Here is a 20,701-nt window from a genome sequence, read left to right as displayed (position 1 = left end):
CCGCCATGGCCGCCCAACCCGACGTCACCGTCATCATTCCCACGCACAAGCGGGCGCACCTGCTGCGCCGCGCCCTGGAATCCGTCAAGCAGCAGCCGGCGGCGGTGGAAGTCATTGTCGTTTCCGACGCAACGGATGGGGAGACGGACCGCGCTTGCGCCGCATGGCTGTCGGCGGACGACATCTACATCCGGCGCAACGGCGCCCCCGGCCCTTCGGCCAGCCGCAACCTGGGCCTGTCATTGGCGCGCGGGCGCTATGTCCTGTTCCTGGACGATGACGACGCCTGGCACGCCAACTTCATCCCCGCCCTGCTGGCCCAGCCCGCGGTGCAGCAGGGGTTGGCCGTTTACGCCAACAGCAGCGTCGTCACCGAACGGCGGGGGCCGGATGGGCCGGAGTTCCTGGACGAGGGCTTCATGGACGTGGCCGGACGCCTGACGCTGGAGATTTACATCAAGAATCAGGTCCACATGTCGTGCTTCGCCTTTCCGCGGACGCTGCTGGCGGGGCTGGAGTTCGACGTGTTCATGCGGGCCTATGAGGATTGGGATTTCATGCTGGCCGTCATCAACCGGCAGATGCCGGTGCACGTGCCGGTGCTGGCCTCCCGCATCTTCGAGGTGAAGGACGCGACGACGGACCGCCGGGGCGACAGCCGCGCGGCCAACGACTACAACGTCGTCATAGACTATCTCTACGTCTACCGCCGCCACCCCGCGCCCAATGCGGACATCGCCCAGCGGCGGGTGTCGCTGATGAATGGCCTGGGCATCCCGGCCACCCCTTCAATGCTCTAACGGCCGCCTTATCATGACCGCCCTCGGGACCGCCAAGCCGCATGACCTGGACGCCTTCGCCGGCCGCATCGTCTTCTGCCTGTGGACGGGGCCGGAGATCATGTCGGATGCCCGCTTGCGGGCGCTGTGGACCATCTTCCGCAACACCGGCTGCGGCGTCGCCTTCATCACGCGTGAGACGGTGGGGGATTGGGTGAAGCCGGACTTCCCCCTGCACCCCGCCTGGCCCTATCTCAGTTCCACCCACAAGGCGGACTATCTGCGCTGCTACCTGATGCACCACTATGGCGGTGGCTACACGGATATCAAAAGCACCTCCAAGCGGTGGGGGCCGTTCTTCGACCAGCTGGCGGCGTCGGACAAGCTGGCCCTCGGCTATCAGGAGCTGGCCCACGGCATCCCGCACATCACCGGGGAGTTCGGCGACCTGCTGCGCCGCTCGCATCAGGAGCTGATCGGCCTCTGCGCCTTCATCTTCAGGAAGGGCACGCCGCTCACCGCCGCCTGGCTGGCGCGGACGGAGGCGCTGTTGGACCAAAAGCTGGAAGCGCTGCGGCGCCATCCCGCCATCCATCCGCTGGACCAGACGGGCGTGCTGCTGCCCAACGGCCAGCCCTCGCCCTATCCCTTGCGCTGGGCGGAACTGCTGGGGGAAATCTTCCACCCCCTGACCTATGAACAGCGCCACCGGCTGCTGCTGTCCCCCATCGACCCCAGCTTCGCGTCGTATCGGTAGGCGGGCTGCGATGTCGGGCAGGTCTGGCGCGGAAGCCAGGCGCCTCAGAAACGTCATGGTCCGCCCTGGAACCGGCGCCCGGCTGGCGGGTTGCAGGTGTCCGCGCGTCCCTTCCCATTCGGGCGGACCGGGGCGCGCGGGGCTTCATCTTCCTTCCTACCCACCTTCAGGCCCGGTTCGTTCACCCGATCGAACCGGGCTTTTCTTCTGGGGACGGGGCCGTCCGCGCGCTATCTTCGGCCGCTTTCGACCGCCGGCAGGAGAGCCCTGGTGACCCGTCCCGTCCTTCCCCCTGACCTGGAAACGCCCCTGCTGTTGCTGGACGAGGGGCGGATGGCGGCCAACATCGCCCGCATGCAGACCCGCATGGACGCGCTGGGCGTCCGCTTCCGGCCCCATGTGAAGACGGCCAAGTGCCTGGAGGTGGCCCGGCGCCAGGTCGCCGCCGGCGCCCGGGGCCTGACCGTGTCCACCTTGAAGGAGGCGGAGTGCTTTTTCGCTGCCGGCTATGGCGACATCCTCTACGCCGTGGCCATCGCACCGCCCAAGTTCGACCACGCCCTGCGCCTGGCCAAGGCCGGCGTGCGCCTGACGCTGGTGGTGGAATCGGCGGCGGCGGCGGAGCGCCTGTCCCGCCATGGGCGGGAGAACGGCCATGTCCACACCGTGCTGATCGAGGTCGATACCGACGGCCACCGCTCCGGCATCCATCCGGAGGCACCGGCGCTGCTGGACGTGGCGGCGGCCTTGACGGTCGAAGGCGGTGGCGGCGCCCGCCTCGATGGCGTCATGACCCACGCTGGCAGCTCCTACAGCCTCAACACGCCCGAGGCGCTGGCGGCCATGGCGGAGCAGGAGCGGGCGGGCTGCGTGCGCGCGGCCGAACGCCTGCGCGCCGCCGGTCATGCCTGCCCGGTGGTCAGCGTCGGCTCCACCCCCACCGCCCTCAGCGCCCGGCACCTGGAGGGGGTGACGGAGGTGCGTGCCGGCGTCTATGCCTTCTTTGACTTGGTGATGGCTGGTGTGGGTGTGTGCACCGTGGACGACATCGCCCTATCGGTGCTGTGCACGGTCATCGGCCACCGCGCCGACACGGGCTGGGTCATCACCGACGGCGGCTGGATGGCCATGAGCCGCGACCGGGGCACCCAGCGCCAGGCCAAGGACCACGGCTACGGCCTGGTCGCCGCCATTGACGGAACGCCCGTTGCCAATTTGGCCTTCCGCGATGCCAACCAGGAACACGGCGTGCTGCACTGGACGGGGGCGACCGGCGCCGACCTGGAGGCCCTGTTCCCCATCGGCACCCAGCTGCGCATCCTGCCCAATCACGCCTGCGCCACCGCCGCCCAGTTCGACGCCTATACCGTCCTGCCCAAGGATGGCGGTGGTCTTCGCCGCTGGGACCGGTTCAACGGCTGGTAAGGTTCAGGGCCTGAAGCTGCGTTCACGGAACTGCGGCGCCTTCTTCTCCAGGCCGGCGCTGAGCGCGATGCGCCAGTTGGGGCCCCGCATGATCTTGAACTGGATGCGGCGCTCGGCCGCGAAGGCGCCCCGGATGCTGGCGCTCCAGGCGCGCTGGAACAGGGCCTTCGCGCCGGCCACCGCATCGGGGGAGCGCGCGCACAGCTCGGCCGCCAACGCTTCCGCCGCCGCCATGGGGTCGTCGGCCACCTCGGTCACCAGGTTCAGGGCCTTGGCCTCCGTCCCGCTGATCACCTGGGCCGTCATGGTCAGACGCTTGGCCACGTCGATGGGCACCAGCTCGCGCAGGGACACGCTGCCGCTCATGTCCGGGATCAGGCCCCACTTGCCCTCCATCACCGATAGCTCGCAGTCCGGCGTAGCGATGCGGAAATCGGCGGCCAGCGCCACCTGCAGGGCGCCGCCGTAGCAGCGGCCGTGCAGCACAGCGATGACCGGCACCGGCAGCTCGCGCCAGCACCAGCAGGCGCGCTGGAACAGGTTGGTGCTGCGGCCCAGGGTGACGAAGGCCTTCACCACCTCCCACGGCTTCCGGGTCACGGCGGCGAAGTCCAGGCCGGCGCTGAAGGCCGCACCTTCACCACTCAGGATGACGGCGCGGATTTGCGGCTGGCGCCGGATGGTGGCGGCCGTGCGCACCAGTTGGCGCAGCGTGTCCAAATCCAGGGCGTTCAGCTTCTCCGGCCGGGTCAGGCGGACATGGGCAATGGCACCCTCGATGTCCAGGTCGACCCTCTGGGGGACCGCCCTCTGGGGGACCGCATGTGTCATGGTTTCCGCTCCCTCGGGCGCCGGGCTTGGTCAGATCCGCTGCTTGTGCGCGGGCAGGGCATGGGCCAGGCGGCGGCTCATTTCCTCGCCCAGGGCCTGCAGGCCGCTCATGGGGCGGACCATCACCTCGAACTCCACGATGCGGCCCTGCGCGTCGAAGCGGATCATGTCGATGCCCTTCAGCGCGCGCTCGCCCACCTTGGCGCTGAACTCCAGCACCACGTTCAGGCCGTCGGCGTCGATGAACTGGCGGTGATAGGCGAAATCCTGAAACACCTGGATGACGGTGCCCAGGATGAGGACCAAGGCCTGCGCCGGGCCATAGGGCGTGAACGCCATGGGGGAACGGAACACCGCCTCCGGATGCACGATGGCGGGCAGGAAGGACAGGTCGCGGCGGGCGACGCCGTCGTGCCATTTTTCCAGGCTGGCGGCGACGGCGGGATGCAGCGGCAGGTCGGTCATGATGGTCTCCGTCAGAGGGTGGCGGCCAGGCGGCTGCCCTGGTTGATCGCCCGCTTGGCGTCCAGTTCCGCCGCCACGTCGGCACCGCCGATCAGGTGGACCGCGACGCCCGCCGCCTTCAGTGGTTCGTGCAGCTCGCGCAGCGGTTCCTGCCCGGTGCACAGCACGATGGTGTCGGCCTCGATCACCGTGGGATTCTCCCGCTTCTCGCCGAAGGTGATGAACAGGCCGCCCTCATCGATGCGCTCGTAATTCACGCCGGCCAGCATCTGTACGTTCTTCATCTTCAGCAGGCGGCGGTGAATCCAGCCGGTGGTCTTGCCCAGCCCCTTGCCCAGGCCGCCGGACTTGCGCTGCAACAGGGTGACCTCGCGCGCCGGCGCCGTGATCTCCGGCCGCGTGACGCCACCGCGCGTCTTGGCCGGGTCGGTCACGCCCCACTCCGCCTGCCATGCCGCCAGGTCCAGGGTGGGTGAGGGGCCGTCCTGCACCAGATACTCGCTGATGTCGAAGCCGATGCCGCCGGCGCCGATGACCGCCACGCGGCGGCCCACCGGCTTGTTGTGGCGCAGTACGTCCAGGTAGGTCACCACCCGCCCGCTGGCCATGCCGGCCTCCTGCCCCGGGATGCGTGGATCCCGCGGGGTGACGCCCGTGGCCAGGATGACCGCGTCAAAGCCGCCGCCGATCAGGTCTTCGGCGGTGACCTTGCGGTTCAGGTGGAGGGTGACGCCCGTCAGGTCGATCTGCCGGCGGAAATACCGCAGCGTCTCATGAAACTCCTCCTTGCCGGGAATACGCTTGGCCATGTTGAATTGGCCGCCGATCTCGCCTGCCGCCTCGAACAATTCCACGGCGTGGCCGCGCTGGGCGGCGACGGTGGCGGCGGCCAGGCCGGCGGGACCGGCACCCACCACGGCGATGCGCTTGCCCACGGCGGCGGGGGCGTAGGTCAGCTCCGTCTCATGGCAGGCGCGGGGATTCACCAGGCAGGTGGAAATCTGCGCCTTGAAGGTGTGATCCAGGCAGGCCTGGTTGCAGCCGATGCAGGTATTGATCTCATCCGCTTTGCCGGCGGCGGCCTTGTTCACGAACGCCGCGTCCGCCAGCAGGGGTCGGGCCATGGACACCATGTCGGCGCAGCCCTCGGCCAGGATTTGCTCCGCCATCTCCGGCGTGTTGATGCGGTTGGTGGTGACCAGGGGGATGCCGACATTGCCCTTCATCTTCTTGGTCACCCAGGCGAAGGCTCCCCGGGGGACGGAGGTGGCGATGGTGGGGATGCGCGCCTCATGCCAGCCGATGCCGGTGTTGATCAGGGTGGCGCCGGCCGCCTCCACCGCCTTGGCCAATTGCACCACCTCCCCCCACGTGCTGCCGTCGGGGATCAGGTCCAGCATGGACAGGCGGTAGATGATGATGAAATCCGGGCCCACCGCCTCGCGCGTGCGGCGCACGATCTCGACGGGCAGGCGCATGCGGTTCTCGTAGGATCCGCCCCAGGCGTCGGTACGCTTGTTGGTGTGGGTCACCAGGAACTGATTAATGAAGTAGCCCTCGGACCCCATGATCTCCACGCCGTCGTACCCGGCCTCCCGCGCCAGCAGGGCGCAGCGGACGAAGGCGCGGATCTGCCGCTCGATTCCGCGCGCGCTCAGCGCGTGCGGGGTGAAGGGGCTGATGGGTGACTTGATGCGCGACGGCGCGACGGCGAAGGGGTGATAGCCATAGCGGCCGGTATGCAGGATCTGCAGCGCGATCTTGCCCCCCTCCGCATGCACGGCCTGGGGGATAGGACGGTGGCGCCGCGCGGTGGACGTCAGCGCCAGGGTGCCGCCCATGGGCTTGGTCCAGCCGGCGATATTGGGCGCGAAGCCGCCGGTGACGATCAGTCCCACCCCACCCGCCGCCCGCTCCCCCAGATAGGCGGCCAGGCGGTGCAGGTTCTGACGGCTATCCTCCAGCCCGGTATGCATGGACCCCATCAGCACGCGGTTGCGCAAGGTTGTGAACCCCAGGTCCAGCGGCTGCAGCAGGTGGGGGTAGGGGGTGGTCATGGTGGGGCGCCCGTCTTTTATTATGCAACTTGTTGCATAATGGGGCAGCCGGCTCATTTATGCAACTGGTTGCATAAAGGCGGTCCGGCCGGGTACCGTCAGGGGCCGCATTCTTGGATCGAGCCGTCATGTCCCTGCCTCACGCCCTGCTGACCGCCTTGTTGGAGCGCCCCTGCTCCGGCTCCGAATTGGCGGGCCGTTTTGACCGTTCCATCGGCTTCTTCTGGCAGGCGACGCATCAGCAGATTTACCGCGAGCTGAAACGGCTGGAGGAACTGGGCTGGATCACGGCCTTGGAGCCGGAGGCCGGCCGGGGCCGCAAGCGCGCCTATCAGGTGCTGCCCGCCGGGCGGGAGGAACTGCGCCGCTGGACGGGGGAGGCACAGGAGCCCAAACCCCTGCGCGATGAACTGATGGTGCGCCTGCGGGCGGAGGCGGTGATCGGCCCCACCGACCTGGTGCGCGACATCGAAAGCCGCCTGGCCCAGCATCTGGAAAAGCTGGCCCTGTATCAGGAGATCGAACGGCGCGACTTCCCCAACGGTGCCGACAGCCGCCAGCGGGAGCTGCAGCATCTGGTGCTACAGGCCGGCGTGATGGCGGAAACGCTATGGGTGGACTTCTGCCGCAAGGCCATCGCCGTGCTGGCGGCGGATGAGGATATGGCGACCCGTTAAACGCTTTGATATCGGAGGGCACGTGGAATTCTATGCCTCAGCTGAAGTTTTCCAGCCCGCGTATGCGGCTCTGGATGTGGCGCGTCGCTGCGTCGGTCCATTTCTCAGCGCGGCATTTGCCACGTCTAGCCTTGCGAGTGTTGACGCGAAGATACGATATGTTCCAACCGTCATGCCGGAAGGTATGAGACTGCGATATCCGGCTCGTTCAAAACTGAAAAAAAAAAGAGCGGCTATACGACTGCGCGCCACAGCTCAACTACGAGGTTTTCGTTACTGGAAACTTTGAAGATCAACTCCGGGAATACCTTCGAGGAATTGCGGAATCGGCCCCCCACTTGGCCGAACTTGGCACATCGCCCGAGCAGATCGCTGAATTCGAGGCCATTCTTGACAGTGCCGTCGGCCGGATTATCGCTGAGCGGCCAGACCAGACGAGGCATTAGCGGAAATAGCCATAACGCCGAGGAGCTTACCCCAACCTCATTCTCGACGTGCTGGCCGCCATCTCCTGCAAGTCCAGCTCATATTCCAGGACGTGCAGCACGTCGTCGTGGATGCGGCCGGTGCGGTGTAGGCGCAGCACCTCCGTCCGTCCGGCGGCGATGGTGGCCAGGATCACGTCGTAGTGCTCGCTGCGGTCGGCGCTCAGCACGTCCCGCTCCTTGGAGTAGCGCTCGGCCACCCGGGCGCGGTGGGTGTACTGCTCCAGCAGGCGGGGGTGGCGCACGCTGCCGTCGGCATTATGGGCGCGGGCGCGCACGGCCTCCAGCTGGGCGGCGGCGACGGCGGCCATGGCCTGGGGGGCGGTCAGCACCGCACCCTGGTGCCCGGCGGACTTGTCCAGGCCTAGCCAGCGGATCAGGGGGCCCAGGCTGCTGCCCTGGATCAACACGGTGCCCAGGATGACGGCGAAGGCGGCGGCCAGGATCAGGTCGCGTCCCGGCACCCCGGTAGGGATGGACAGGGCCACGGCCAGGGTGACCACACCCCGCATGCCGGCCCAACTCAGCAGCAGGGCGCTGGCGGGGGACCATAGTGGCCGTCGCTTCACCAGCAGGCCCAGGATCTGGCCCGCCCCTTCCGCCGCGAAGACCCAGAGGAAGCGGGCGGCCACGACGGTGCCCAGCACGGCCAAAACCGGCACGGCCAGGGTGCCCAGCGCGTGTTCCACACCGCCCAGGCGGCTCATCACGCCGCGCAGCGACAGGCCGATCAGGATGAAAACCAGGGCCTCCAGCACGAAGACCATGACCTGCCAGGCGGCGGTGCTCATCAGGCGCACGCTGGCGGTGAAGACCTCATGCTGGTGCCAGCCCAGCACCAGGCCGGCGGCCACCGTGGCAATGACGCCGGAGACGCCCGCCGCCTCCCCCAGGATATAGGCGGCCCAGGGCAGCATGAAGATGGCGGTGATGGTCAGGTGCTCATGTTTGAGCAGGCGCAGACCCCGAATCCAGAGATAGCCCAGAACGCCGCCCACGATGACGCCGCCCACCGCCAGCCCGGTGAAGGCCAGGGTGGCCTGGCCCAGGCTGAAGGCGCCGGTCAACGCCGCGGCGATGGCGAAGCGGAACAGCACCAGGCCGGCGGCGTCGTTCAGCAGGCTTTCCCCCTCCAGCAGCACGACCAGGCGGCGGGGCAGGGTCACATGCTCCAGCACCGCCTTGGCCGCCACCGCGTCGGGGGGTGAGACCACGGCGCCGAGCGCGAAGCACACCGCCCAAGGCAGGTGGGGCACCAGCATATGGGTGACCACGCCCACGGCCAGGGTGGTGAACAGCACCGCGCCGATGGCCAGTTGCAGGATGGCGGCCAGGTTGCGCCGGAACTCCCGCCAGACGGTGTAATAAGCTCCATCCATCAGCAGCGGTGGCAGGAACAGCACCAGCACAAGGTCAGGGTCCAGGTCGAAGGTCGGCACACCCGGCACGAAGGCCAGGCCCATCCCGCCCATGATCAGCGCCGCCGCCGGCGGCAAGCCCAAACGGCCGGCCAGCAGCCGCAGGCCCAGGATGGCCACCAACAGCAGCAGGATGAATTCGAACTGCCCGACGCTGCTCATGATTCCCCAATGATTTACTGGCAAAACACTTTTCCACGCGAATGAAGGCCACCGTAGGGCCCCGGTGCGCGACCGTTCTTGTCGGATGCGCGTGGATTTGAACGATAGTCCCGCCAAAACGGCGGGATGGTGGAGTGGATGCCGGCGACGGTTCTGCCACGGCCTTGCCTTTCGACAACCCGTCCCCAGCGGCTGTAGTCTAGAGGGGCACCCCCTTCGGGGGGAAGCGGGATCGCGCCAACCAGATGGGGGAGATCATGCCGGACACACACTTGGCCAGTGCCCGCCCGGATGGGCCGCGCGCCACGGGCCTGCGGGCGGGCGACACGCAGGTCCTGCGCCTGCGCCAGGACCACCCCGCGAGCCGCGACCGGCAAGACATCCCGTGCCTGGACATGTTTTCCGTCATCATCCAGCTGCGCGATTTTCCCCGGCATGAGCTGTGGCGCGGCGGCCGCCTGGTCTTTGCCGGCGGGCACGCCCGCATGGCCTTGTCCGTCACCCACTTGGGGGAGGGCTGGGCCTGCCGCCACCTTTCATCCTTCGACAATGTGCGCGTCCAGATTCCGCGCGCCAGCTTGAACGCCCTGACGGAGGAGCTGGAGCGCCCGGCGATCAGCGGCTTCGCCTGCGCGCGGGGCACGGTGGACCCGGTGGCCTATGGCTTGGCGTCCGCCTTGCTGCCGGCACTGGACGTGCCGGATCGGGGCAACCGCCTGTTCGTGGACCAGGTGGCCCTGGCCCTGACCATCCACGTGGCCCAGACCTATGGCGGCATGGCCACGCTGGCGCCGTCGGCCGGCCGGCGCACGGGCGGCCTGTCGCAATGGCAAGAGGCGCGCGCCAAGGAGTTCCTGATGGCCAACATGGGCGGTGACGTCGCCATCGCTGAGGTGGCGGCCGAATGCGGCCTGTCGCGCAGCCATTTCATCAAAGCCTTCCGCGAAACCACCGGCCAGACGCCGTATCGCTGGCTGCTGGACCATCGCGTGGCCCGCGCGCGGGAGCTGCTGCGCGGCCCGCTACCCATCGCGGAGATCGCCTTGGTTTGCGGCTTCGCTGACCAAAGTCATCTGACCCGCGTCTTCGCCGCAGCCACGGGCATGCCCCCGGCGGCTTGGCGGCGGCGGCAGGGGTAGCTGACGCTCTTAATTTCCATATCGTGCCCTCACCGCCCCACCGTAAACACATAACGGGTGGTGGAGTGGAAGGTTTGGCCCGGTCGCAGGATGGTCGACGGGAAGGAGGGGTGGTTGGGGCTGTCCGGGAAGTGCTGGGATTCCAGGGAAAAGCCGTGGGTGGGCACGCCGTTCAGGGCGGGCGGCTTGGCCGGCAGGTAGAATTGCAGCCCGGGCTCGGTGGTGTACACCTCCATCATGCGGCCGGAGGCTGTGTCGGTCACCGTGGCCACGGGGGTCTTCAGACCGGGGGCGGACAGGACGAAGTTCTGGTCCATGCCGCCGCTGCCCAGGATGGCGCTGAAGCTCGTCGAATGGCGCAGGTCGAAACGGGTGCCGTCCACCGGCTTGACGCTGCCGTCGGGGATGGCGTCGGGGCTGGTGGGGGTGTAGCGATCGGCGGCGATGGTGACGGCCTGGCCGGTCATGGGCTGCCCGGCGCCCGCCAGGTTGAAGAAGGCATGGTTGGTCAGGTTGACCACCGTTGGCTTGTCCGTGGTGGCGTCATAGTCGATGGTGACGATGGCCTGCCCCCCGCGCCTGGCCAGGTGATAGGCCACGCTCACGTCCATCGTGCCCGGGAAGCCCATTTCCCCATCCGCCGAGACATAGTGGAATTCCACGCCGTCGCGCACGGCCTTGGCCTCCCACACCCGGCTGTCGAAGCCGTTGGACCCGCCGTGCAGGGTATGGGGCCCCAGGTTGCGGTCCACCTGGTAGGTCTTGCCGTCCAGCGTGAAGGCGCCGTTGGCGATGCGGTTGGCGAACCGGCCGATGGAGGCGCCGGCCATCACCCAGAAATCCGTCAGCTTGTCCGGTGTGTCGGGCAGGATCAGCACGTCCGACCAATGGCCGTCGCGGTCGGGCAACTGCAGCGACACCATGCGCGCGCCATAGGTGGACAGCGTCAGGCGGGCGATGTCGTTGGCGACGGTCAGCGTCTCCGTTTTCTCTCCACCTGGGCCGGTGCCCCAGGGCGCGCGCTCGACAGTGGTGTGTTCGACGGTGGCGGCCAGTGCGGGATTTCCGGCCAGCCCGGCCAGGCAAACAGCCGCCATTACGCATCGGGCGAGTACCCGCTTGGTCCCGTTCATGTTTCCTCCCTTTATAGCCACTCGGCATGTTACCGGTAACTATAGCGGCGGTGGGAAGGAAGCGCTAGCCGATGGAGAAGCCCGCCACCTTGCCATCTTCCCCCAGGCGGACGGCGAAGGGCAGGAAGACGCCGGGGCCGAAATGCAGGACGTAGTCATACCAGCGGGAAATCGCCCAGCGCATGGGCCGGCCGGTGACCTCGCTCTACCATCACCTGAAACAGATGGAGGAGATCGGGCTGTTGCGGGTGGTGGGGGAACGGCGGGGAGCGCGCCGGCCGAAGGCGGTTTACGCCATGGTGGCGGACCACCTATCCTCCTCCGCCGCTATCGAGGGGGGCACTCCGCGCTTCGAGGGCGATCAGCGCACCTTGGCGGCGCGCTTCCACGTGGTGCGCGCGGACGCCGCCAAGCTGGTGCGCATCAACCGGGCGCTGAACGCGCTGGAAGAGGCGCTGTACCAGGACTGCGAGGTGGGGGAGGAGATCCTGCTCACCGTCCTGCTGGCGCCACAGGGCTAGCCTGGACGTCGCCCGTCACCAGGACGCCGATGAAGGCGATGACCGGCGGCACGACGAAGGCCCATTCGCGCACCACCAGGAACAGGCCGGCGGCAGCGGCGCAACCGAACGCGAAGCCGATGACGCTGGCCGACATCTTGCCCAGGCGCCCCTTGGCGGCGGCCCGCGCCTCCCCCGTCACGCCGCGCATCAGGTCGGCCAGATCGATCATGATCTGGGTGGTGGTGCCAGTCATCAGGGTGGTGGGCGGCGTGGTGCTCATATGGGCGCGGTGCATGCCGTTCTGCAGGGCCATGGCGGTGACCAGCACCATGCCCGTGACGATGGCGGGCAGGGCGTCACCGTTGTGGAAGGGGCCGAAGTGGATGGCCAGGGCGGCGCCGCCGGCCAGCAGCAGCATCTTCAGCACCAGCAGGGTGCGCAGGATGGGGATCTGCCGCCGTTCCAGTCCGGCGCAGAGGAAGCGCGACAGGATCACCACCACGCAGAACACCGGCAGGGCCAGCAGCTTGGCTCCGGCGCCCGAGGTGCCCAGCACCAGGGATGCGCCGAAGGTGACGAAGTTGCCGGTGACATGGGCGGTGAACAACCCCTGCAAGGCCAGGAAACCGGCGGTGTCGACATAGCCGCCGTTGACGCTCAACAACACGGGCAAACCCTGTTTCATGGCCTTACCATCCCAGTTTGACTTCAATGCCCAGATAATCGCTGTCATGCCCGCCGGCGCGGCGCAAGGTGTCGCCGACGGCGTAGTGCACCGCCTCCACCGCCGTGGTCAGGTTGGCCGTGACGGCATAGTCCGCGCGCAACTGGCCGTATACGCCGGTCCAGGGCGTACCCTTGCCGGCGGTGCCGAGCACGGCGTTGCTGGGCTGGACATAGACGGCGTCGGCCGTCGTCTGCCGCCACAGCAGGCCCGCCGCCGTCATCAGGCTCAGCTTCGGCATCGGCTTCACCGTCAGCGATGGCTTCAGGTGGATCAGGTTGGCATAGCCGGTGTAGCCCGCCAGCGCGAAATAATAGCCATTGGGGAACAGCGGGTTGAAGGTGCCCAGCCGCCCGTCGCCGGCGCGGTCGTCGCCCGAGGCGGCATCCGCCTGCAGGCCCAGGCGCGGCGTCCAGACGACGTCGTTCAAGGTATAGCCGGTCAGGGCGCCGACCGCCCAGGACCCCACCGCCTTGGGGCCCACTGATCCCCACTGGGCCATGCCTTCCACATCCCAGTCGAAGCCGGCCGCAGCACCGGCATAGCGCAGGTCGAAGATGTCGCGCCGCTCCAGCCCGCTGGCGTCCAGGTATTTGGCGGTGTCGTTCTGGTAGCGGGAATAGTAGGCGGACAGTTCTCCCGGACCCACACCGGCATGCTCCACGCGGATGCCGCCGTATTGCAGGTGGGTGTTGGAATAGTCGTCGAACGGCTCCCCCGTGCGGTACTGCACCGGGTGGCTCCAGAAACTGATGATGCGCCAGGGGGCGGTCTCGACGTTGACCCACACGGCATCGAAGGCCTGGCGCACATTGGGCCCGTCGCGGGTGGAGACGAAGCGCTGGCGGTCGAAGCCCATTTCCTGCCGGCCGGCGCGCACCTTCAAGGTGATGTCGTCGGTGAGGTCGCCGCTGTAGGCGACGAAGGCCTGGCGCAGATCGGCCTGGTTCTGGTCGGCCGGCGTCAGGGTGGTCTTGTCGAAGGCGCGCGCATCCTCGAACTGGCCGAACAACTGCCAATGGCCATCGATGCGCAGGTCCATATGGGTCTGCAGGCGCTGGATGACGTAGCTGTCGCCCTTGCGCCCGCCGATGCCGAATAGCGGCGCCTCGTTATCCTCGAACCGCTCGCGCAGGGTCAGGCCCAGCGACAGGTAGGTCTGAGGGTTGGTGGCGTCCAGCGGGATGTACTTCAGCCCGTCCAGCGGTTCGGTGCGCAGCGCCGGATTGGCCAGGGCCGACCAATCCTCCTGCCACCGGTTGGACTTGATGGCCGGGCGGGTCGCGGCCGGGGCCACGGGCGTCTCTATCGTGTCATCCTCCTGCGCCCTGGCGCTGGCGGTAACCGCGCAGGCCAGGGCCAGGGTGCCCAGAGTGAGTGTAGATGCCATCAGGTGCCGACGGCACGGGCGCGATGACGGGTGCCGTCGGCGGATCATGACGGGTCTTAGGACGCGCTGTGGATTTCGGCGACGTAGCCGCCGGGGAACTGCACCACCACGGCCTTGCGGTGGTCGGCGGTGTAGGGCTCAACCACCACGGTCACGCCGGCGGCCTTGGCCTTGGCCAGGGTCTCATCCAGGTTCTTGACCTCATAGCCCGTCATCTCCCGGCCATAGGGCCAGGGCAGGTGGCCATCGGTGACCAGGACGGTCATCTTGCCGAAGGCGCTCTCGATGCGGATGCGGCGGTAGGTGTCGTTGGGACGGCCAATTTCCACGCCCGGGGCCTTGGCATCATCCGACACCACCTTGCCATGGCTGAAGGCCACCCAGTCCTTCACGAACTCCTTCACCTTGTGGGCGGAGACGTAGACGCGGTTCTCCGGCACGGTTTCAAAGGCGGTGTAGTTGGGCGTCGTGGTGTGCCAGTACAGCTGCATGTTCACACCACCCGGCCACTGGATGACGGTGTCGCGGCCGATGGGGTCGGGGAAGGGTTCCACCAGCACGTCGGCGCCGGCGGCGACGGCGGCCTTCGTCGCCACGTCCATGTCGGTGACCAGATAGCCCGTGCGCTCAGCGCCGAAGGGGTAGGGGATGGGAGTCTTGAAGCCGAAGAGCGAGACGGTGCCCACCGGCGTCTGCAGCAGCTGCGACGTGGTGCTGCTGGGCGTCGGCGTGACGGTGGCCACCACCTGCTTGGTGCTCTGCCCGCCGAAGGTGGCGAGGAAGCTGGCGACAAACTTGTCGACGTCCTCCACCGCCACATAGACGTGGGTGGTGTCGTACTGCGGCGCCACGGCGACGGCCGGGCTGGCGGAGGTGGCCGCCTGCGCCGCCAGGGGCAGGGCCAGGCAGGCGCCCATCAGCAAGGCGGCGGCATAAGAACGGATACGCATCGGAAAGGCTCCCATCAGGATGCGGACGAGGAAGGGGTGCGGGATTTCAGGTCATGCCAGGCCACGAGAACGAAGCCGCCGACCAGTCCCAGGTGTTCGTAAAAGGCGTTGGCGGTCATGAAACGCTCCTGCCCGGCCATCTCCCAGTAGCGGTTGGCCACGAAGGTCGCGAACAGGGTGAAGCCGGCCAGGGCCAGGGCGCCCAGCCACCGCAGACGGCCGCTGAGGATCATCGCCGACGCCCCCAGCTCCAGCACGATGACCGCCGCTGCCAGCGCGGGATAGGCCGGCATGCCGAAGTGCGCCAGCTCCGCCACCGCACCGCCAAAATCCAAGGCCTTGTTGATGCCGCCCTGGATATAGGCGGCGCAGAGGCCCAGCAGCGCCACCCACCGGACGGCGGGGGGCGTCAGCAGGCGGGCGGCGGGCTGGACCAATGAGGCCGTCGCCATGATCAGACGGCCCAGCAGGCGCAGCCCAAGGCGCCCCAGAAGGACTTCAGGTCGCGGATGGGCAGCTTGGCCGACCAGGCGGTAGCGTGGCTGTGGCCATGCACGCCGCAGGCGCTGTCACAGCCGCAGGACTGGGCCGCCTGGCGTTGCAGCTTCGTGTTTGTCGGTTCCAGCAGGTTCCAGGCGCCGTAGCCACCAAAGGTCCGCACCGGCGACCAGTCGGGCATGGCCGGCGGGATGGGGGCGGCGTCGTGGCCGGCGAAGTCGCCGGCGCCGTAAACCACCTTGCCGCCCACCACGGTCAGCAGGGCGGTGGTGTCGGCGATCTCATCCTCGGCACAGGCGAAGAAATCGCGGTCCGGCACGATCAGGTCGGCCAGCTGGCCTTCCTGGATACGGCCCTTCTTGCCCTCTTCATTGGAGAACCAGGTGGTGTTCTCCGTCCACATGCGCAGGGCCGTCTCGCGGTCCAGGCAGTTGGCGCGAGGGTAGAGGTGCAGGCCACCCACAGTCTTGCCGGTGATCAGCCAGGCCAGCGAGACCCAGGGGTTGTAGGAGGCGACGCGGGTGGCGTCGGTGCCGGCGGAAACCTTGACGCCCTTTTCCAGGATGCGCGCCACCGGCGGCGTGGCGGCAGCGGCACCCAGGCCATAGCGCTCGACGAAATACTCGCCCTGGTAGGCCATGCGGTGCTGCACGGCGATGCCGCCGCCCAGGGCCGCGATGCGATCGATGGATTCGTCGGAGATGGTCTCGGCGTGATCGAAGAACCAGTTCAGGCCCTCCAGCGGCACGTCCTGATTCACCTTTTCGAACACGTCCAGCGCGCGGCTGATGGTTTCGTCATAGGTCGCGTGCATGCGCCAGGGCCAGCGGTTCTGCGCCAGGATGCGCACCACCTCTTCCAGGTCGCCTTCCATCTCCGGCGCCATGTCGGGGCGGGGCTGGCGGAAATCCTCGAAGTCCGCGGCGGAGAACACCAGCATCTCGCCGGCGCCGTTGTGCCGGAAATAGTCGGTGCCCTGCTTGTAGGTCGAGGTCCGCGTCCAGTTCAGGAAGTCGTCCTTCTCGCCCTTGGGCTTCTGCGTGAACAGGTTGTAGGCGAGGCGGATGGTCAGCAGGTCCTCATCCGCCAGCTTCTGGATGACCTCGTAGTCATCAGGGTAGTTCTGGAAGCCGCCGCCGGCGTCGATGGCGCCTGTCACGCCCAGCCGGTTCAGTTCCCGCATGAAATGGCGGGTGGAGTTCACCTGGTACTCGAAGGGCAGCTTGGGCCCCTTGGCCAGGGTGGCGTACAGGATGGCGGCGTTGGGCTTGGCCAGCAGCAGGCCGGTGGGGTTGCCCTTGGCATCGCGCAGGATCTGGCCGCCCGGCGGCTCCGGCGTGTCCTTGGTGTAGCCCACGGCGCGCAGGGCCGCACCATTCAGCAGCGCGCGGTCATAAAGGTGCAGGATGAACACCGGCGTGTCGGGCGCCACGGCGTTCAGCTCCTCGATGGTGGGCAGGCGCTTTTCCACGAACTGGTGCTCGGTGAAGCCGCCGACCACGCGCACCCACTGCGGGGCGGGGGTGATGGCCACCTGGCGCTTCAGCATGGCCATGGCGTCGGCCAGTGACCGCACGCCGTCCCAGCGCAGCTCCATGTTGAAGTTCAGGCCGCCGCGGATGATGTGCAGGTGGTTGTCGATCAGGCCGGGCAGGACGCGGCGACCCTTCAGGTCGATCACCTTGGTGGCCGGGCCGGCATGGGCCATCACCTCATGCTCCCCACCGACTTTCAGGAAGCGGCCGTTCTTCACGGCCACGGCGGTGGCGGTGGGGTTGGCGCGATCCAGCGTGGTGAACAGGCCGTGATGCAGGATCAGGTCGGCCGTCTGGACATCGGCAGCGGTGGTCATTTCTCAGGTCCCTTTAGCGGTATCGGGTGCGGCGGCGGCCTTGGGGCCCCCCTGCGGCAGGTGGCCGAACATGTGCGGACGCACCTGTTCCTGCACCCAGGACAGGGCCGCCGGCTCCTTGGCCCACAGTGTCTTCACCAGGGGCGGGATCTGCTCGCCCACCAGGATGCCCAGCAGGCCCACCAGGGCGACCACGGGCGGGGCGGGGGACCGGACGTTGATCAGGGCGTAGATGACGCCCACCAGCAACCCGGCGCCCAGCGACAAGAGGTAGACTTTCATGGGGCGTTCTCCCTGCCACCAGAAGAAGGACGCGGCCGGGCGCATGCCCGGCCGCGCTGACGGTTCAGCCCTCGTGGGCGTTGAACATGGTCTTGGCGTAGGTGATTCCCAGGCCGTAGGCGCCGCCCCACTTCTTGGCGATGCCGGTGGTCATGTCATAGGTCTCGGTCCGGGCCCAGTCGCGCTGCAGCTCCAGCAGGTACTGCAGGGCGGTGATGGGACGGGCGCCCGCCTGGATCATGCGTTCCACCGCGCGCTCGTGCGCCTCGGTCGAGACGTCGCCGCAGGCGTCGGTGATGACGTAGACCTCAAAGCCCTGGTCAATGGCCGACAGGGCCGGGCCGACGATGCAGACGCTGGTCCACAGGCCGGACAGCACGATGCGCGACTTGCCGATGGCGTTGATCTGCTTGATCACCGCGGCGTCTTCCCAGGTGTTCATGGACGTGCGGTCCAGCAGGTCCTGGCCGGGGAAGGCGTCGGTGATCTCGGCGTACATCGGGCCGGAGAAGCTGCTTTTCGCCACCGTGGTCAGGATGGTCGACACCTTGAAGCCGGCGGCGGCGTTGGCCACCAGGGCCGCATTGTTGCGCAGCGTGATGGCGTCGATCGAATGCGTCGCGAAGGACATCTGCGACTGGAAGTCGATCATGATCAGGGTGTGATCGGTGGGGGTCAGCAGCTTGGCGCCGGGGGTGGGCGTGGCCGTGATGGACATGGTGTTTTCCTCGCGAAAGCTGGCGGGATTTCGAAAATGCTGCCGGACAGGATGGCCGGCACGAGGGGGAAAATGCCGCCCTGGGCCCCCTGGGGTCTTGTCGAAAGGGTCGAAGATTTGAAGCTCGAGACGGTTCAGTCACCGACGCATGGCGCGGCATTCCCCGCGCCGGGCTGGTGTCGATACCAGCCCGGTGACCGTGGCCGCTTTGCGTCTTTTGGAGGGGCGGTAGGAGCTAAAGCACCACGAAGGTCCGGATCAGGCTGTCCAGCCACCGGACATTCAGGAAGGCCAGCGGAATGGCCACGGCCAGGGTTGCCGCCAGGTACAGGCGGGAGCCCCGCTGGATGCGGCGCACCGCCCAGGGGCAGCCCGTGGCCAGCAGGCCCAGGGATCCGACAACGAAACCGCCGATGACGTCCACCCAGGTGTGTTCCGTCAGCAGCACGCGCGACCAGCCTTCGACCAGGGCGATGCTGGCCAGGGCCGTGATGATCAACGGCAGGGCCATGCGGCCATGGCTGTGGCCACCGCGCAGATAGATGACCAGCAGTCCGCCATAGAAGGCCACCGCGAGGGTGACGTGCCCGCTGGGAAAGTGCGGCAGGTCCGGGTCCGCGCGCAGCATCCCGCGGATCGCCAGGGCGATCAGCAGCGACAGCACCACGCCGCCGCCCCAGGCAGCCGCCACGCTATAATCGCGCCGCGCCAGCAGCATGCCCATAAGGGCGGCGAACACGGGCAGGACGAAGCCGATCGTGGCCAGGGTGCTCAGAAGCTGCATGTCCACACGTCACGGAAGCTTGCGGATGAACCGGGAGATTAACAAGCGGCGCTGACGAACGGAACGTGTGGGTAGTATCATCGGCCCTGGCATTCCGGTGCCGGCGCGCGGCCCTGATTGCGGCCCGCCTGACTCGGGCCCGCCTGATTGGGCCCCGCCTGACTGGGCCCCGATTGTGGCAACGCCAGGGCCGACAGCTCCGGATCGGGCACCAGCCAGACGGTGACGGGCACGGTGCGCAGCCGTTCCAGCACGGCGGCGGTACGGTCACCGGCCGTCCACGGCAGGGCCATGAATACGCCCACCTCCCCATCATGGCGGGCCCCATGACGCGCCAGGAAGTCGAACAGGGACTCCAGGCCGCCCAGATAGGGTGGCTGGCGGGACGATACACCGCCATCGGGCGGCCGGTCGCCGAACATGCCCAGCAACTCGATCTCATAATCCATACGACCGGCCATGTCCTTTACCCGCCGCAGGACGGCGGGGCCGGCGCCGACGATGACGGCGTGGCGAACCCGCCAGCGGCGGGCGATGGCCAGAGGGACGATGGCGCCTTCCAGGCGGTGGGCCAGGACCATGGCGCCGGTGGCCAGCACGGCCCACACGGCGATCCAGGCGATAGTGGCGACGCCGCTGTCGTTGGCCAGCGCCACCGCCAGCAGGCAGGCGAACAAGGCTGCCATCACCTGGGCAACCACGGACCATGGCGGTTCGTCGGAGTGGCGCGGCCGGGCGTGGCGGCCCAGCATCCAGGCCAAGAGGACGTGCGCGGGGCCGGCGGCCAGACACAGGCCGATGCGCAGGTCGTCGGCCGCGACGAGTCCGGCGTGCACCGCCAGCCAGAGCAGAATGCCACCTAGGAACGCCACCGCCCCCGCTTCCAGCAGCGACCACAGTACCTTGAACGCCCTGCGGCTCAGGCCCAGGTTGAAGGCCGGACCGGACTGGGCCACGGGGGTGATTGCGGGATCGGTGTCGCCAGGGGCTTGCCAGGCCTGGTCCATGACGGGGCCTTGCTGTTCGCGGGCGCGAATCAGGGGCGCCGGCGCCGCGGTGGCGCCGCGCGACATGACCGTGTCTGAAACCGTCGTACCGGCTCTGGTGCTCACGGGCCCCCGCCCCTCTCTAATGCCGATGGCATAATGCAGGACAAGGATTAATGGCCCATTAACATGATGCCGTAAAGACCCGTGACGCCAAACGGAAACACCCCCGTCCGGTAGCTCCGGACGGGGGTGTTGGGAATACGATTTGAGGATGAAACCGTTTACTTCAGCGTCGCCAGATAGGCGATGACGTTGTCACGGTCCTTCTGGTCCTTCAGGCCGACGAACACCATCTTGGTGCCCGGCACGACCGCACGCGGGTCGGTCAGGTAGGTGTCCAGCTCCTTGGCCGTCCATTCCTTGTTGGCGCCCTTCATGGCGGCGGAATAGTCGTAGCCCGGCGCGGTGGCGGACTTGCGGCCGATGATGCCATGCAGGCTGGGGCCCACCTTGTTCACGCCAGCGTCGATGGAATGACAGACCGCGCACTTCTTGAACACCATCTGGCCGGCGGCGGGATCACCGTCCGCCAGGGCCGTTCCGGCCGTTCCACCCGCGATGATCGTGGCGGCAACCGCCGCCCAAAATCCGATACGTCGCACCTTCCGCTCTCCTTTACCTGG

The 20,701-nt window shown here is 67.9% G+C and carries 21 protein-coding genes; 6 read left to right on the top strand and 15 right to left on the bottom strand.

Going from position 1 to position 20,701, the window contains the following annotated elements; all coding sequences use genetic code 11:
- The first annotated feature begins 5 nt into the window (after positions 1-5).
- From P5F91_RS20880 to P5F91_RS20870, 3 genes are all read left to right on the top strand, one after another.
- Positions 6-800, top strand: coding sequence for a glycosyltransferase family 2 protein (locus P5F91_RS20880; RefSeq protein ID WP_277908160.1), 795 nt, complete (start codon positions 6-8; stop codon positions 798-800).
- Positions 801-813: 13 nt separating this feature from the next.
- On the top strand, positions 814-1,536 hold the full coding sequence (locus tag P5F91_RS20875) for a glycosyltransferase family 32 protein (RefSeq protein ID WP_277908159.1): 723 nt from the start codon (positions 814-816) through the stop codon (positions 1,534-1,536).
- A gap of 270 nt (positions 1,537-1,806) precedes the next feature.
- A complete protein-coding gene (locus P5F91_RS20870; protein WP_277908158.1) occupies positions 1,807-2,961 on the top strand; it encodes an alanine racemase in 1,155 nt (384 codons plus the stop codon).
- Positions 2,962-2,964: 3 nt separating this feature from the next.
- On the opposite strand, the gene P5F91_RS20865 is transcribed toward P5F91_RS20870, so the two are convergent.
- Genes P5F91_RS20865 through P5F91_RS20855 form a run of 3 tightly spaced genes read right to left on the bottom strand, consistent with a single transcriptional unit; the run spans position 2,965 to position 6,314 of the window.
- Positions 2,965-3,792: a crotonase/enoyl-CoA hydratase family protein gene (locus P5F91_RS20865; RefSeq protein ID WP_277908157.1), complete on the bottom strand. Its 828-nt coding sequence runs from the start codon at positions 3,790-3,792 to the stop codon at positions 2,965-2,967.
- A 30-nt stretch (positions 3,793-3,822) separates the two neighbouring features.
- On the bottom strand, positions 3,823-4,257 hold the full coding sequence (locus tag P5F91_RS20860) for a nuclear transport factor 2 family protein (RefSeq protein ID WP_145612130.1): 435 nt from the start codon (positions 4,255-4,257) through the stop codon (positions 3,823-3,825).
- Positions 4,258-4,268: 11 nt separating this feature from the next.
- Complete coding sequence (locus P5F91_RS20855; protein WP_277908156.1) at positions 4,269-6,314, bottom strand: oxidoreductase; 2,046 nt, start codon at positions 6,312-6,314, stop codon at positions 4,269-4,271.
- 128 nt (positions 6,315-6,442) lie between these two features.
- On the opposite strand from P5F91_RS20855, the gene P5F91_RS20850 reads away from it, so the two are divergent.
- Positions 6,443-6,991, top strand: coding sequence for a PadR family transcriptional regulator (locus P5F91_RS20850; protein WP_145612128.1), 549 nt, complete (start codon positions 6,443-6,445; stop codon positions 6,989-6,991).
- A 472-nt stretch (positions 6,992-7,463) separates the two neighbouring features.
- On the opposite strand, the gene P5F91_RS20845 is transcribed toward P5F91_RS20850, so the two are convergent.
- Positions 7,464-9,056, bottom strand: a complete 1,593-nt coding sequence (locus tag P5F91_RS20845; protein ID WP_145612126.1) for a Na+/H+ antiporter — start codon at positions 9,054-9,056, stop codon at positions 7,464-7,466.
- A 257-nt stretch (positions 9,057-9,313) separates the two neighbouring features.
- Here P5F91_RS20845 and P5F91_RS20840 point away from each other — a divergent pair, with 257 nt between their 5' ends.
- Positions 9,314-10,195 (top strand): AraC family transcriptional regulator, encoded by an 882-nt coding sequence (locus P5F91_RS20840; RefSeq protein WP_186454840.1) that lies wholly within the window; start codon positions 9,314-9,316, stop codon positions 10,193-10,195.
- A 29-nt stretch (positions 10,196-10,224) separates the two neighbouring features.
- Here P5F91_RS20840 and P5F91_RS20835 read toward each other — a convergent pair whose 3' ends face one another.
- Complete coding sequence (locus tag P5F91_RS20835; protein WP_277908155.1) at positions 10,225-11,292, bottom strand: aldose epimerase family protein; 1,068 nt, start codon at positions 11,290-11,292, stop codon at positions 10,225-10,227.
- Between the two features lie 218 nt (positions 11,293-11,510).
- On the opposite strand from P5F91_RS20835, the gene P5F91_RS20830 reads away from it, so the two are divergent.
- On the top strand, positions 11,511-11,849 hold the full coding sequence (locus P5F91_RS20830) for a helix-turn-helix domain-containing protein (protein WP_145612123.1): 339 nt from the start codon (positions 11,511-11,513) through the stop codon (positions 11,847-11,849).
- Here the strand turns inward: P5F91_RS20830 and P5F91_RS20825 are convergent.
- The 10 genes from P5F91_RS20825 to P5F91_RS20780 all read right to left on the bottom strand — a co-directional run bounded on the left by P5F91_RS20825 (position 11,821) and on the right by P5F91_RS20780 (position 20,680).
- Complete coding sequence (locus P5F91_RS20825) at positions 11,821-12,516, bottom strand: DUF1275 family protein (RefSeq protein WP_145612122.1); 696 nt, start codon at positions 12,514-12,516, stop codon at positions 11,821-11,823. The two genes, P5F91_RS20830 and P5F91_RS20825, sit on opposite strands and share 29 nt — an antisense overlap.
- Positions 12,517-12,520: 4 nt before the next feature.
- Positions 12,521-13,945 (bottom strand): alginate export family protein, encoded by a 1,425-nt coding sequence (locus tag P5F91_RS20820; RefSeq protein ID WP_277908154.1) that lies wholly within the window; start codon positions 13,943-13,945, stop codon positions 12,521-12,523.
- A 56-nt stretch (positions 13,946-14,001) separates the two neighbouring features.
- Positions 14,002-14,895 (bottom strand): VOC family protein, encoded by an 894-nt coding sequence (locus P5F91_RS20815; RefSeq protein WP_145612120.1) that lies wholly within the window; start codon positions 14,893-14,895, stop codon positions 14,002-14,004.
- Positions 14,896-14,909: 14 nt separating this feature from the next.
- Complete coding sequence (locus P5F91_RS20810; protein WP_145612119.1) at positions 14,910-15,347, bottom strand: DoxX family protein; 438 nt, start codon at positions 15,345-15,347, stop codon at positions 14,910-14,912.
- 2 nt (positions 15,348-15,349) lie between these two features.
- A complete protein-coding gene (locus P5F91_RS20805) occupies positions 15,350-17,245 on the bottom strand; it encodes an amidohydrolase (RefSeq protein ID WP_145612118.1) in 1,896 nt (631 codons plus the stop codon).
- Between the two features lie 3 nt (positions 17,246-17,248).
- Positions 17,249-17,527, bottom strand: a complete 279-nt coding sequence (locus P5F91_RS20800) for a XapX domain-containing protein (RefSeq protein ID WP_145612117.1) — start codon at positions 17,525-17,527, stop codon at positions 17,249-17,251.
- Between the two features lie 64 nt (positions 17,528-17,591).
- Positions 17,592-18,245 (bottom strand): hydrolase, encoded by a 654-nt coding sequence (locus P5F91_RS20795; RefSeq protein WP_145612116.1) that lies wholly within the window; start codon positions 18,243-18,245, stop codon positions 17,592-17,594.
- Between the two features lie 235 nt (positions 18,246-18,480).
- Positions 18,481-19,029, bottom strand: a complete 549-nt coding sequence (locus tag P5F91_RS20790; RefSeq protein WP_145612115.1) for a phosphatase PAP2 family protein — start codon at positions 19,027-19,029, stop codon at positions 18,481-18,483.
- Between the two features lie 77 nt (positions 19,030-19,106).
- Positions 19,107-20,141 carry a nucleoside-diphosphate sugar epimerase/dehydratase gene (locus P5F91_RS20785; RefSeq protein WP_277908153.1) on the bottom strand — a complete coding sequence of 345 codons (1,035 nt, stop codon included), beginning with the start codon at positions 20,139-20,141 and terminating at the stop codon, positions 19,107-19,109.
- A 158-nt stretch (positions 20,142-20,299) separates the two neighbouring features.
- Complete coding sequence (locus P5F91_RS20780; RefSeq protein ID WP_277908152.1) at positions 20,300-20,680, bottom strand: c-type cytochrome; 381 nt, start codon at positions 20,678-20,680, stop codon at positions 20,300-20,302.
- Between the last annotated feature and the right edge of the window lie 21 nt (positions 20,681-20,701).

The organism is Nitrospirillum amazonense (assembly GCF_029594735.1).
GTDB lineage: Bacteria > Pseudomonadota > Alphaproteobacteria > Azospirillales > Azospirillaceae > Nitrospirillum > Nitrospirillum amazonense.
The sequence above is the reverse complement of the archived record's forward strand: the minus strand, read 5'-3'. Positions and strand labels throughout refer to the sequence as shown.

Bases quoted from the DNA above. Each gene is read 5' to 3' on its own strand.
- P5F91_RS20880 (WP_277908160.1), top strand. From the start codon at position 6: ATGGCCGCCCAACCCGACGTCACCGTCATCATTCCCACGCACAAGCGG.
- P5F91_RS20875 (WP_277908159.1), top strand. From the start codon at position 814: ATGACCGCCCTCGGGACCGCCAAGCCGCATGACCTGGACGCCTTCGCC.
- P5F91_RS20865 (WP_277908157.1), bottom strand. From the start codon at position 3,792: ATGACACATGCGGTCCCCCAGAGGGCGGTCCCCCAGAGGGTCGACCTG.
- P5F91_RS20860 (WP_145612130.1), bottom strand. From the start codon at position 4,257: ATGACCGACCTGCCGCTGCATCCCGCCGTCGCCGCCAGCCTGGAAAAA.
- P5F91_RS20855 (WP_277908156.1), bottom strand. From the start codon at position 6,314: ATGACCACCCCCTACCCCCACCTGCTGCAGCCGCTGGACCTGGGGTTC.
- P5F91_RS20850 (WP_145612128.1), top strand. From the start codon at position 6,443: ATGTCCCTGCCTCACGCCCTGCTGACCGCCTTGTTGGAGCGCCCCTGC.
- P5F91_RS20845 (WP_145612126.1), bottom strand. From the start codon at position 9,056: ATGAGCAGCGTCGGGCAGTTCGAATTCATCCTGCTGCTGTTGGTGGCC.
- P5F91_RS20840 (WP_186454840.1), top strand. From the start codon at position 9,314: ATGCCGGACACACACTTGGCCAGTGCCCGCCCGGATGGGCCGCGCGCC.
- P5F91_RS20835 (WP_277908155.1), bottom strand. From the start codon at position 11,292: ATGGCGGCTGTTTGCCTGGCCGGGCTGGCCGGAAATCCCGCACTGGCC.
- P5F91_RS20830 (WP_145612123.1), top strand. From the start codon at position 11,511: ATGGGCCGGCCGGTGACCTCGCTCTACCATCACCTGAAACAGATGGAG.
- P5F91_RS20825 (WP_145612122.1), bottom strand. From the start codon at position 12,516: ATGAAACAGGGTTTGCCCGTGTTGTTGAGCGTCAACGGCGGCTATGTC.
- P5F91_RS20820 (WP_277908154.1), bottom strand. From the start codon at position 13,945: ATGGCATCTACACTCACTCTGGGCACCCTGGCCCTGGCCTGCGCGGTT.
- P5F91_RS20815 (WP_145612120.1), bottom strand. From the start codon at position 14,895: ATGCGTATCCGTTCTTATGCCGCCGCCTTGCTGATGGGCGCCTGCCTG.
- P5F91_RS20810 (WP_145612119.1), bottom strand. From the start codon at position 15,347: ATGGCGACGGCCTCATTGGTCCAGCCCGCCGCCCGCCTGCTGACGCCC.
- P5F91_RS20805 (WP_145612118.1), bottom strand. From the start codon at position 17,245: ATGACCACCGCTGCCGATGTCCAGACGGCCGACCTGATCCTGCATCAC.
- P5F91_RS20800 (WP_145612117.1), bottom strand. From the start codon at position 17,527: ATGAAAGTCTACCTCTTGTCGCTGGGCGCCGGGTTGCTGGTGGGCGTC.
- P5F91_RS20795 (WP_145612116.1), bottom strand. From the start codon at position 18,245: ATGTCCATCACGGCCACGCCCACCCCCGGCGCCAAGCTGCTGACCCCC.
- P5F91_RS20790 (WP_145612115.1), bottom strand. From the start codon at position 19,029: ATGCAGCTTCTGAGCACCCTGGCCACGATCGGCTTCGTCCTGCCCGTG.